Here is an 11,961-nt window from a genome sequence, read left to right as displayed (position 1 = left end):
TTCAATAACAGGATAGGTTATGTTGCGATTCAGTTTCTTCTTCAGCGCCTGTTTATTAGCCAGCTCTGCGGTTCTGGCGGTTTCGCCACAACACGATGATTATTATTCCGACGACATTTTCACAGCCATCCAGGAAGCCCGCCACCGCACACACCACTACAACTACAGCCGCGCCAAACGCTACAACCGCACCACCTCCCAGAGCATTCAGATTCCCCGCCTGCTCAATAAAGAAATGGATACCCACGTGGTCACCGGTGTGATGGAAGCGACCGCTGCTGGTCAACCACAGACACCCGGGGTAGAAGAAACCCTGACCCAGGCCAATCTGGGGCGCAATATCAAAAAAGACGATACTAAACAGCCTGACAGCGAACAGAATACTCCCCGTTTCAATGCCAGCAGCGGGCCAACCGTTATCCGAGAAATCCGTTATCGTGGCGCCGACTTTGACGGCGCAGCACGTAATATCCGCTCCAACGTCTCGGTTTCAGCCAGCGTCAGACCGTGAATTTAGCAGCCGCTGCCTGACGTGCAGCGGAGCCCAGCTGCAATAACAAGCGGTCGCGTTGCCATACCTGTCGCTGTTCTGCCGGCAGCAACGCCGCTACCTCATCCAGCTGTGCCAGCAGCTTATCCAGCAAACCAAACACCTCAGCACAATAGTAGTCAGGTTGCCGGCGATAACATTGCTGCAGCGAGGCCACAACTTCAGCCATCTGCTCATGACCACTATGGCGCGTCATCCAGCCACTCATTGCCAGCCCCACCATCACGTCTTCCCAATAACGGAACGGCTTGAAACACGTCTGGTGCGCCCGGTCGCGGACATAACCGGTTTCACACGACACGTTATTAAACACTACTGGTGTGTGAGGAATATCGACCACAAATGACTGGGGCTTGTTTGCCTCAATGGCTTCAACCCCCGCGGCAGACGCAGCCACCTTAAAACAACACAGGTGCTGCTGCGCATCATTGGCCAGCACATAAATAAAATCGAGCGCCTGCTGCGGCAGTAACATCACATGCGATTTTTGGCCACAAATGCGCCAACTGCCATCCTCCCGCTGTTGCGCCGCGGTACTGAAGTCACGAGAACTGCGCACACCTTTTTCGGAGGCAGCAAACGCGGCAAACTGATCATTTGCCAGCTCAGAATCGAGCTGACGAACCGCCAGCTGATAAGCAAAAAAGAACGCCACCGACGGGGTAGCGCTGGCATACCCCAGCTGGAAAGCAGCGCTGGCAGCGTCGTCTGTTGCCAGCGCCTCAGAAACAACAAGGCGCAGCTGATTAAAATCTGCTGCGCCTGCTGTAATGTGCCATAACCCGTCCGCAGACGACATTACTGCGCACCACCCAGCGCGTTCTGAATGCGATCGAGGCGGATCTGAATATCTTCAATTTCCAGCTTCATATCGCCCACATCGCCACCGGTTTTAATTTTCGCCACTTTCGCTTCCAGCGCTTGTAACGCTTCGCTGTTCTGGCTGATTCCCAACTGCGCAGTGGCGACATCGGCTGCCGCTGCCTCAACAGTTTTCACCCGGCTGGTCAGGCCCGCCAGCTTGTTGTCGACGGTTTGAGTGATATCTTTTTTCGTTGCAGCCAGGGCACTGTTCTGCGCTTTTTCAGCCGTACTTTGTGCTTTTTTCACCGCAGCAACGGAAGATTTCAGGCTTTTGATCGACTGGGCATTCGTATTGATGCTGGATTTATTACGTTTATTCGAGACATCCCATAACTTGCGGATTTCCGAATTGTTTTCTTTCACCAGTATCTTCAGAGCATCCACCGATAAGTTGGCGTTTTCGCCAGTGGCTGATAGCTGATCATTCAGCTTCTGCAGGTTTTTTCCCTGATCGGCAATAATTCCCTGAGCCTGATTGAATTGCTGTTGCAGAGTTTGTAGCTGCATAAACAGAAATGCAGCCGCGCCGGCCATCACCAGCGCTACAACCAGTGCCACCACTGCCAGAGTTTGTTTCGCCGGTTGTGCCGCTGTTGCTGCTGCCGGAGCCTTAGCCGCTGCCGCACGCTGCGCTGCCTGACGCCGCGCTGCCATTTGACGTTTACGTAATTCGATATCTTCCGGTGACGGTTTCATATCCGGAACAATGGGTTCTTTTTGCTTATCCATAGGTCACACTCTGTGTCATGCCAGCTAAAACTGGTCGGTGATTTTTGCCCGAAATAGTACCGCAGAGCGCCACCCGGGGGAACTCCGGCCCCCACAGAACAGTCGTTTTTCGCACTACTCGCGACTAAATCCACACATTTTACATGCGTAGCGTGGCCGATTCGGCGGTGCTATTATTTCAGCGCACAACAGGGACGGCTTGAAATACCCGAGCTTCGTCCCCAGATTACTGATTACCAACATTACCCGCTCCACGATGAAGGCGGGAATGCAACTGACTCAGCAATGACCGACTTAGCAAAAATGGAGACTCATCATGGCATTTGAATTACCAGCACTGCCGTACGAAAAAACCGCTCTTGAGCCACACATCTCTCAGGAAACTCTGGAATTTCACCACGGCAAACACCACAACACCTACGTGGTTAAGCTGAACGGTCTGATCGGCGGTACTGAATTTGAAGGCAAAAGCCTGGAAGACATCATCAAAACGTCTTCCGGCGGTGTTTTCAACAACGCAGCACAAATCTGGAACCACACCTTCTACTGGAACAGCCTGAGCCCGAACGGCGGTGGCGAACCAACTGGCGCCGTTGCTGATGCAATCAATGCCGCTTTTGGTTCTTTCGAAGAATTCAAAGCCAAGTTCAACGACATGGCAGTCAACAACTTTGGTTCCAGCTGGACCTGGCTGGTGAAAAAGGCCGACGGTTCTCTGGACATCGTTAATACCTCTAATGCAGCGACTCCGATCACTGAAGACGGTGTAACACCACTGATCACTGTCGACCTGTGGGAACACGCGTATTACATTGATTACCGTAACGTTCGTCCAGACTATCTGAATGGCTTCTGGGCACTGGTTAACTGGGACTTCGCGAACGAAAATTTCGCTAAATAATCCTGCGTTAAATATCCATAAAAAAGGAGCTTCGGCTCCTTTTTTATTGCCTCATGGTTATGATCAGGATGACTTATGTCGGACTTTAAATTATTACTGGCGTCCAGCTCAGTCTATCGCCAGACCATTCTGCAAAAGCTGCGCATACCGTTTGACTGCGCGTCTCCGGATATCGACGAAACACCGCAGCCAAACGAAAGCCCGGACACCTACGTTGAGCGCCTGGCGCGTTTAAAAGCCCGGGCTCTGGCCGGGCATTACCCACAACACTGGATTATCGGCAGCGACCAGGCCGCTGTTATTAACGGTGAAATCTGTGGCAAACCGCTGAACCGCAGCAACGCCATCGCTCAGCTGCAGCGCTCAAGTGGCCAGAAAGTACAGTTTGTTACCGGATTGTGTTTACTGAATGCCGCAAGCCACGAGTGCTATAGCCTGGTCGAACCCTTTAATGTGCATTTCCGCCAGCTGTCACTCAGCGATATCGAACGTTACATCGACCTGGAACAGCCGCTGCACTGTGCAGGCAGCTTTATGGTGGAAGGGCTGGGGATCAATTTATTTCAACGGCTGGAAGGACGGGACGAAAACAGCCTGATAGGCCTGCCGTTAATTGGTTTACTGGAGCTGATGCGCCAGGCGGGTTTAAATCCACTGCAACTGGCCCGCTGATAACAGCAGGCCAGCCCTTTGTGCGCTTAGCGTAAACCGCGGAATAATTTTTCCATCCGCGCATCAACATCGTCGACTGCCAGCTCATCCGACAGGGTGAATTCCCAGATACCATCAAATTTTTCTTCGGTCAGCTGCTTGGCCTTGGTCGCCTCAGTCACGATGGTCGGGCGTAAGAACACCATCAGGTTACTCTTCACCTGCTCGGTTGAGGTAGAACGGAATAACCAGCCTAATAACGGAATATCCCCCAGCAACGGCACCTTGCTCTGCACTTCACGTACATCATCACGAATCAGGCCACCTAATACGATGGTTTCTTCGTTTTCCGACAAAATCATGGTTTTCAGCGAGCGTTTATTGGTAATCAGGTCAGCACTGCCATTCACACTGGTGGTGGATACTGATTCTGCCGTCGCTTCCACTTCCAGGCGAATAGCTTCTCCGTCATGAATATGAGGTTTCACCTTCAGCGTGATACCAATATCTTCCCGGGTAATAGTGGTAAACGGGTTGGTATTGTTATTAGAGGCCGTCGAACCGGTGCGGAAAGGCACGTTCTGACCGACGATAATTTCTGCTTCCTGGTTGTCCAGCGTCATAATACTGGGCGTCGACAGCAAGTTGGTGTTGGTATCACTCTGCAGCGCCTGAATAACAGCACCAAAGGATACTTCACCGTCCACTTCCTGATAGGCGCCTAACGTCAAACCAGAACCAATCGCCGCCGCCGGATTACCGGTGGCGATGGAGCCGGCGATGGCTGACAACGACGGACCTGCATTATCGAAATTGGTACCACCGACCGGATTATCCAGGTCACCAACACCCCATTGGACCCCCAAAGCATCATTCACGTTGCCGGTTACTTCAACAATGGCTGATTCAATCAATACCTGTGCCCGGCGCACATCCAGCGACGCCACCAGTTCCTTCACTTCTTTCATCAGCGAAGGTTCAGCACGTACCACCAGTGCGTTCAGTTCTTCATCGGCGTGAATCCCAGCTTTACCTTTGGCCTGGTTGGCATCTTTACCGGACGACGGTGCCTCCGACAGCAGACCTTTCAGCAGCTCGGCCAGTTTTTTCGCATCGGCATATTGCAACCGGATCACCTGAGCACTGCCACTGAAATACGATGGCTGATCCAGCTCCTGGATTAATTTACGTACCCGTTCACGGGCACTTTTTTCACCTTTAATAATCAGCCGGTTACTGCGCTCATCGGCAACCACCCGAATACTCCCTGAGGTATTACCTGAGTTGGAGCTATTTCCCTGGGCTACTTTCGCCGGGTCAAGGTTCTGTAACATGGTCACCACATTGCCGACCCAGGCTTCTTTCAGCTGAATCACTTCCAGCTCTTCAACGCCGGATTTATCCAGTCGTTCGATGATCTGTTCAATCCGGCGAATATTGGTTGAGTGATCGGAAATGATTAACGCATTGGCCGATTTTACCCCGGCCAGATGACCGTATTTAGCCACCAGCGGCCGTAAGATTGGCACCAGATCCAGCGCCGGCGTGTTTTTAATCGCGATGACTTTGGTCAGCATTTCCTGGCTTTCATCACCGATCTTGGCTTCCAGATCACGCCCTTGCTGCTTGATTTCGTTCTGCTGAACCACCAGTACCACATCACCGGCCGGGACGGCCGCATAACCATGTACCTGTAGCACGGATAAAAACAGCTCATAGACACCGGCCTGATCCACAGCCCCACTGCTGAGGACGTTGACCTTGCCTTTTACCCGCGGATCGATAACAAAACTTTTACCGGTAATATCAGCAACCTGGCTGATAAATGCACCGATATCCGCATCCTTAAGGTTAATCTGCCAGTTTTCCTGTGCCAGCGCCGGATTACACACGGCTACCAGCATTAACACAGCGATTGAAAAACGCTTTAACACACTTATGTCCTTTCTTTATAGTTTGTGGTTAACCACAAAACGATTATTACCACGCTGCACTTCAATACGCGCATTGCCGCTTGTACCCACCTGCTCCAGGATGGCTTTATCGGTTTCCAGATCACCCAGACGCTGACCATTTACCGATAACACAATATCGCCGGGCACCAGTTTCAGCGATGTTAGAATAGAACCGGGCTGAACCCGATAGCCCTGTCCGGCGCCCGCCGATTCCAGCCCCAGTTCATTCAGCGCCGCTTCAGGGTTCTGCGCCATCTCCTCATTCGCCATTTCCATAAACTCGGATGCAGAGCGGACTTTGCTGAAGCGCTGGCGAATCGTACCTTTGTTCGCCCGGGGTTTAGGCGCGGCCACCGAACGGGCGGAGATACCACGGCTGACCTTTTCATCGAATTTCAGAGTTTCCAGCTTACCATTGGTGTCCAGTACCACTTTGTCATGTTGCACCCCGGCCAGCTTGGTACGCCCCTGCACGGTATCGCCAACTTTATAAAAGTCACCACGACCATTCTGCGGTGCAATAATGGCGCTGGAGTCTTCCGCCACCGATGCTTTATTAATCCCCAGCAACGTCAGGCGCAGACGGGTCTCCGGAGCATCCACCTCTTCCTTAACCACCGCCACGGGTTCATCTTTCGCTTCACCAAATAAGTGATATTGTGCCGTACCGCGCACGCCAGTTTCTGATTCTGACAGCTTAACGCCTCCCTGGCTCGGTGCTTTCAGATACAGCGGTTGTGGCGCAATAGTCATCCACACTAATACCGCCAACTGAACCGCAATCAGCACAGTTAATGTCAGTTTACCGGCCACCAGCAGCCATTTTTGCCAGGGGGCCAGAGGTACGGCCTGCGGTGTTGATATTTGCCCAGCTGTCGCCAACTTTCTGTCACTCCGTTGTAAAGCGCCCAAGGTTATAGAATCTTCTGGGACACTTCAAAAATTACCGTTTCTTCGGTGGCCTCAGCCGGCCAGCGCTGTCCCAGAATATCGAGGAAGCGACGGCGAATCGCCACGCCTCCCCAACCGTCCTGCTGTAAAAATGCCTGACCGATCGGCAAACCTTCCTGGGTCTCGATGTTCACCAGCGATTTATCCTGTTCATTCTGCAGCTGCCCGACCAACAGCGGCAACTGCGCCTGAATCGGTTTGCCATCCACCGGAAAACCGACATCACCACCACTGAAAATAATCTGCCCATCCAGCTCATCAATGCGTTTTTCCGCCAGCTGAATACGGGCTGCGAGTGCATTGATCTCAAACTCCCCCGCCAGGCTGGCACGGCCGCGGCGTAACATCGGTTCCAACAAGGCAGACGACACAGAACCGCGGGTATTAGTTAATGTCAGTTGCTGTGACGCGGTGAGCACGGCGTTGGTCTGCAAGTCCAGCCCGTTACCACGCACCTGCAGCTGCAGATCCGCCTGCGCGGCCAGCAGTGCCAGCGGACTCAGCTGCCAGTCGAGTTCCAGTGCTCCGATCTGAGGTGCCTGTAACTGTGCCTGACCGTGCCACAAAGTGCCGGACACACGCTGAATGTTAACCGGCAAAGAGCGGCTGTATGGCTCAGCATACTTCCAGACAAAGTGTAGAGGGGTAGTGGCCGCCAGAGTGACGATGAAAACGAGAAAGCCCAATAACACGTACCAGCGGGCTGCCCAAATGGCCTTTAACATGGTGATTAATGATTATCCGTTTCAATGTGAGCGGAGCATTCTACTGAACAGGGCGGCAAAGTGTAATGGGGGAATATGACAGTCCTGTAAAAAAGGCCCGATTCGCCCCCTGAGGACAACCGGGCCTGCTGTAACATCGTACAGCTTTGCATCTTTATTATGAGCGCCGTGCGCTAATCTGTTGTGCTGAGCCGAAGGGCTCTGATATCAGCCGCGCCTGGCCATGGCGGGCTTCAATGACAAAACGGTAGGTACCCTGTGGCAATGGGTTGTACCAGCGGCTTTCATATTCCCCCATCCCCTGGTCCCGTTCGTCCAGATAACGGACTTCCAGATCATAACCATCGTCGTTCACCGGCACGCCATCGACCTGCAGCGGATACCACTGACCCTGCTGCTGAATTTCTATCCGCACCAGTGGCTGATGCCAGTCGATTTTGTCCGCCCCGACATCCTGCCAGCGCACCCGGTAATAGTCTTCTTCGTTGTCTTCCTGCGCCAGCTGCAGGCTGGCCTGCTGCAGCCACTGACGTCGCCCCTGGCTTGCACTGGCCGGCGGCAGAAAATGATTGGTTTTCAGCTGATAGCGCCATTGCGGCAACAACTCCTGTAACCCGCCCTGCTCATTTATGTCCTGTGCCAGTTCAGCCAGGCGGGCGGTCAGATAAGGAGTCGAATATTGTCCATACAGAGTGTGGCCACCTTCATAATTCTGGCGGCGGTATTCTTCCGGCGTGGTGGTGTAACCAAAATAACCATTACTGATACTCGAGACCCAGGCATAATTCAGCGGCTGATCACTGGCAGCAAAGGCCTGTTTTACGGCAGCAGACATACGTCGCCCGGATTCAGTGGTCACCTCAAACGGCAATGGCAGCACCGCCATATCATTGATACGGATAATCTGGAACAACACGGTATCCGGGAAACTGTCTTTCGGCTCAATTAACGGCTGCAGGAACGAAAAACCCAGATGGCGCTTGTTTCCCTGACAGCCGTCTTTAAAGAACCACCAGCGACGAGACATAAGATTGCCTCCCTTAAAGAACGGGATGGCAGCCAGCCAGGGAGTACGGCGTTCGTAAGCACCAGCCGCCACGGTATTACCTACCGCGCCCTCGTCACACAGCTCAATATCACCAATGACATTGTGGTTGCGGATATTAATTTCCCGCGCCGCGGTCGTCAGGCTGATATCAGCGGTCAGCTGTTGCCCCAGTTCACGGAACAGACGCATCGCCTCGCGGCCAATTCCCTGCCCCAGAATCCGGGCATTTTTCCAGTTCACCTCATGATGACCAAAGGTGTTATCGCCATGCTCCGGTAACGCCGGCGCCATATCCCCCTGGGTACCTGTGGTTAATGCATGAACCACAGGCCACGGCGTTTTGTTCTCACGCGCAATGCCCCACTCCAGATCTTTCTGGGCATAGGCAAACAAATCAGCGTTGTACACCTCAACCGGCACCGACAATGCCGTGGCATGGACGGAAAAACTGGAGAATGCCGCCAGTGGCATAAAACGCCCCTGATCATCGGCAACGTCCACCCGCACCATATACAAAGACGGATTTACCGCCCGGAACTTAGCCTGCGGGTCCTCCAGGTCGATATCACCGGCATTCTCATTCAACACATAAGAATCAAGCGAACGATTGCGGTTAAAGCCATAGATATCACGCTTACCGGTAGCGATACGGGCCGGTCTCTGTTGCCGCTGGGCGCGCACAATGCCATCACTGATGCGCTCGGTCACAAACGCCAGGAAGTCCTGCTCCAGCCACTGACCGCTGGACATGTGTTTGTTATAGAAATCGTTATCGTAAAAATTGACCGGCGCCGAATGACTGTGAGAAGCCGTGATCACGATATCTTTTGGCATCAGCCCGGTTTGTGCCGCAACCCGCTCTGACACCATATGGTGAACCAGTAACGAGCTGCCGGATAAATCGGTTTGCACCAGCGCCGTCGCATTGCCGTTGCCGTCGTTAAGATACACCACCCGCGCTTTCAGCCGGGTACGGAAGCCCATACCTTTGTTGGCCATCACCGAATAGCCGCCCATCGGCATCCCCGGTGGTGGCGTAATATCAACGGACAGCGCCCAGGCGCTGGCCTGACCGCTGGCGACCGTAGGTGTGACATCCGGCTGTTGTACAACGATGTCGGTTGTGGCGGCACAGGCTGATAACAGCATGGCCAGCATCAGGGGAAGGAGCGTTTTCATAAGAATGTCTGCTTGGCAGTGGTTATTATTTTTGTACGTTTGTACCACAGAGACTGTAAAAAATCACGATCGGTCGGAAAAGACAGGTAAAACGGGTTTTTTCCCGCCGGCTCTCGGCTAAGCTAGGCATAAACAGCGACCCGAAAGGCACTTCCATGCGCAGCATATTGCTGATCTTACTTCTGATGACAACGTTATCCGCGACCAGCGAGGATAACGTCATCCGCCTGACATCCCTTGAGTGGCCGCCCTATTCGGGTCAGAAACTGGCTCAACAGGGAGCTTCTGTCGCTGTCGCCCGGGCCGCCTTCGCCGCCATGGGTTATCAGTTAAAAGTGGATTTTTTCCCCTGGAGCCGGGCCGTATCTCTGGCCCAAGACAGTCAGAGTCGCTACATCGGTTATTTCCCCGAGTATTATTCCCAGGACATTGCCAGCGAGTTTATTTATTCCGACTCGATGGGCAGCGGTCCGCTGGGCTTTATTCAGCAAACTGCCAAACCGGTTGACTGGCAACAACTACAAGACCTGCAGCCCTACCGCATTGGTGTGGTGCAGGATTATGTTAATACCGACGAATTTGATGCCCTGGTGCAGCAAGGCAAACTGGCAACTGAAGCCGTGATCAGCGACCGGCACAATATACTAAAGGTCATCAATGGCCGCCTGGACCTGGCCGTGATTGATCGTAATGTCATGCATTATCTGTTTAACACCGACCCATCGTTACAAGGCAAAGCCGGCTTAGCCACCTTTAACGACAAGCTGCTGGACAATCGCCAGCTGTATATCTGCTTCCGCAACACCCGGCAGGGAAAAGCCATCGCCGAAATCTTTAACCAGGGACTGAAAAAAATCGACATCGATGCCATTATGGAAAAACACCTTTAATCAGCTACTACTGCCTCAACGTCATCCGCCAATGTTTTTTCACCCCGGATCAGTTTTTCCTTATCCGCTTTACTCCAGCGTTTAATCCGATATTCCAGTCGCAGCGCCCTGCTGCGGTCTCCCACTAACTGGCTGAACTCCAGTGTCAGCGGCCCTTTGCCGCGTAACGCCCGGGCGCCTTTGGCGGAGCCCTGATGTTCCTTCAGGCGCCGGGCGACATCGGTGGAAATACCACAATACAGCCGACCCGATGCCATGCGGATCAGATACAGCCACCAGCCCTGAGCGGCCGGAGACTCAGTTTGCTGCACAGGCAACATCAATTCCCCCTACTTAAGTGGTACAAAAAAACGTATGGTAGCGCCTGTTCAACAACCACGTATAGCTATTATAACGAGAGTGATATGCACAGTGTTTTCCGCGACCCGATCAGTGGCCTGACCCATCTGGCCGGGGCCATTTTTGCCATCGTGGCCTTATGTATTCTCAGCGTGCAGGCAGCCCTGCATGGCAATATCTGGCATATGGTGTCCTTTGCCATATTCGGCACCACCATGTTGCTGATGTTTGCCAGCAGCGCCTTGTATCACCTGATTCACGCCAGTGACGCAGCCATCCGCTGGCTGAAACGCATCGATCATATGGCTATTTTCCTGATGATCGCCGGCACTTATACACCGATCTGCCTGATTCCGCTGAACGGTACCACCGGCTGGATTTTATTCGCCAGCGTCTGGGGCCTGGCCGTTGCCGGTATTGTGTTAAAACTGGCCTGGATCAGCGCCCCACGCTGGTTATCCACCGTCATTTATCTGGCAATGGGCTGGATGGTGGTCTTTGCCGCAGGCCCGGCGATGGAAACCATCCCACAACCGGCCCAGTGGTGGATGTTATACGGCGGCATCAGTTACACCCTGGGCGCCATCGTCTATGGCCTGAAATGGCCGGACCCGTGGCCGCGCTGGTTTGGCTTTCACGAAATCTGGCATCTGTTTGTAATGGCGGGTGTGTTTTGCCATTTCTGGGCCATCGCCTTTTATATGGCGGATATTCCGGTACCCGGATAACTCGTATTATGACTTTGCCTGTTACTGAAAACGACGCACTGATCATCAGCCGAACGATACAGATACCGCTGCGGCTGATCGACCTCAGTGCTATCCGCGCCCAGGGTGCCGGCGGCCAGAATGTGAATAAAGTATCCTCAGCCATCCATCTGCGGCTGGATATTCACCACAGCGGCCTGCCGGAGTTTTATCGCGAACGGCTGTTACAACTGAACGATCAGCGCATCAGCAAAGACGGCGTGATCGTGATTAAGGCACAACAGTTCCGTACTCAGGAGAAAAACCGCGAAGATGCCCTGCAACGGCTGCAACAGCTGATTCGTAGCGTTGCCAGAGTCGATAAAAAACGGATCGCGACCCGGCCGTCCAAAGGCTCGCAGAAACGTCGGGTCGACAGCAAAGTAAAACGCGGCCAGACCAAGTCCATGCGCCGCAAGGTAGATTATTAGGC

At 53.3% G+C, this 11,961-nt stretch carries 13 protein-coding genes; 6 read left to right on the top strand and 7 right to left on the bottom strand.

The genetic code is table 11. From position 1 onward, the window contains the following. The first annotated feature begins 19 nt into the window (after nt 1–19). Nucleotides 20–511, top strand: a complete 492-nt coding sequence (locus tag ACFOMG_RS01655) for a hypothetical protein (protein WP_376864363.1) — start codon at nt 20–22, stop codon at nt 509–511. Here the strand turns inward: ACFOMG_RS01655 and ACFOMG_RS01650 are convergent. Beyond that, on the bottom strand, nt 501–1,349 hold the full coding sequence (locus ACFOMG_RS01650; RefSeq protein ID WP_376864362.1) for a hypothetical protein: 849 nt from the start codon (nt 1,347–1,349) through the stop codon (nt 501–503). The genes ACFOMG_RS01655 and ACFOMG_RS01650 overlap by 11 nt on opposite strands. Then, nucleotides 1,349–2,143 carry a hypothetical protein gene (locus tag ACFOMG_RS01645; protein WP_376864361.1) on the bottom strand — a complete coding sequence of 265 codons (795 nt, stop codon included), beginning with the start codon at nt 2,141–2,143 and terminating at the stop codon, nt 1,349–1,351. The genes ACFOMG_RS01650 and ACFOMG_RS01645 overlap by 1 nt, the downstream gene beginning before the upstream one ends. A 316-nt stretch (nt 2,144–2,459) precedes the next feature. Between ACFOMG_RS01645 and sodB the strand changes: the two genes are divergently transcribed. Both sodB and ACFOMG_RS01635 read left to right on the top strand, forming a co-directional pair. Then, on the top strand, nt 2,460–3,044 hold the full coding sequence (gene sodB / locus ACFOMG_RS01640) for a superoxide dismutase [Fe] (RefSeq protein WP_376864360.1): 585 nt from the start codon (nt 2,460–2,462) through the stop codon (nt 3,042–3,044). 75 nt (nt 3,045–3,119) lie between these two features. Continuing rightward, nucleotides 3,120–3,716 carry a Maf family protein gene (locus tag ACFOMG_RS01635; RefSeq protein ID WP_376864359.1) on the top strand — a complete coding sequence of 199 codons (597 nt, stop codon included), beginning with the start codon at nt 3,120–3,122 and terminating at the stop codon, nt 3,714–3,716. 26 nt (nt 3,717–3,742) lie between these two features. Here the strand turns inward: ACFOMG_RS01635 and gspD are convergent, their stop codons facing one another. The 4 genes from gspD to ACFOMG_RS01615 form a co-directional block, all read right to left on the bottom strand. After that, on the bottom strand, nt 3,743–5,629 hold the full coding sequence (gene gspD, locus ACFOMG_RS01630) for a type II secretion system secretin GspD (RefSeq protein WP_376864358.1): 1,887 nt from the start codon (nt 5,627–5,629) through the stop codon (nt 3,743–3,745). A gap of 15 nt (nt 5,630–5,644) precedes the next feature. Then, complete coding sequence (locus ACFOMG_RS01625; RefSeq protein WP_376864357.1) at nt 5,645–6,532, bottom strand: type II secretion system protein N; 888 nt, start codon at nt 6,530–6,532, stop codon at nt 5,645–5,647. A 32-nt stretch (nt 6,533–6,564) separates the two neighbouring features. After that, the gene (gene gspN / locus ACFOMG_RS01620; protein ID WP_376864356.1) at nt 6,565–7,326 is read right to left on the bottom strand and encodes a type II secretion system protein N; all 762 of its coding nucleotides are present in this window, start codon (nt 7,324–7,326) and stop codon (nt 6,565–6,567) included. 157 nt (nt 7,327–7,483) lie between these two features. Further along, nucleotides 7,484–9,553 (bottom strand): neutral/alkaline non-lysosomal ceramidase N-terminal domain-containing protein, encoded by a 2,070-nt coding sequence (locus tag ACFOMG_RS01615; RefSeq protein ID WP_376864355.1) that lies wholly within the window; start codon nt 9,551–9,553, stop codon nt 7,484–7,486. A 155-nt stretch (nt 9,554–9,708) separates the two neighbouring features. Here ACFOMG_RS01615 and ACFOMG_RS01610 point away from each other — a divergent pair, with 155 nt between their 5' ends. Further along, nucleotides 9,709–10,443 (top strand): substrate-binding periplasmic protein, encoded by a 735-nt coding sequence (locus ACFOMG_RS01610; protein WP_376864354.1) that lies wholly within the window; start codon nt 9,709–9,711, stop codon nt 10,441–10,443. Here the strand turns inward: ACFOMG_RS01610 and ACFOMG_RS01605 are convergent. Beyond that, nucleotides 10,440–10,763, bottom strand: a complete 324-nt coding sequence (locus ACFOMG_RS01605; RefSeq protein WP_376864353.1) for a GIY-YIG nuclease family protein — start codon at nt 10,761–10,763, stop codon at nt 10,440–10,442. The two genes, ACFOMG_RS01610 and ACFOMG_RS01605, sit on opposite strands and share 4 nt — an antisense overlap. Before the next feature lie 84 nt (nt 10,764–10,847). Between ACFOMG_RS01605 and trhA the strand changes: the two genes are divergently transcribed. Together trhA and arfB are read left to right on the top strand one after the other, a co-directional pair. After that, the gene (gene trhA / locus ACFOMG_RS01600) at nt 10,848–11,510 is read left to right on the top strand and encodes a PAQR family membrane homeostasis protein TrhA (protein WP_376864352.1); all 663 of its coding nucleotides are present in this window, start codon (nt 10,848–10,850) and stop codon (nt 11,508–11,510) included. An 8-nt stretch (nt 11,511–11,518) separates the two neighbouring features. After that, a complete protein-coding gene (gene arfB, locus ACFOMG_RS01595; RefSeq protein ID WP_376864351.1) occupies nt 11,519–11,959 on the top strand; it encodes an alternative ribosome rescue aminoacyl-tRNA hydrolase ArfB in 441 nt (146 codons plus the stop codon). Nucleotides 11,960–11,961 lie beyond the last annotated feature (2 nt).

Source organism: Bacterioplanoides pacificum (assembly GCF_042648445.1).
Taxonomy (GTDB): domain Bacteria; phylum Pseudomonadota; class Gammaproteobacteria; order Pseudomonadales; family Oceanobacteraceae; genus Bacterioplanoides; species Bacterioplanoides pacificum.
This window is presented reverse-complemented; position numbering and strand designations above follow the sequence as displayed.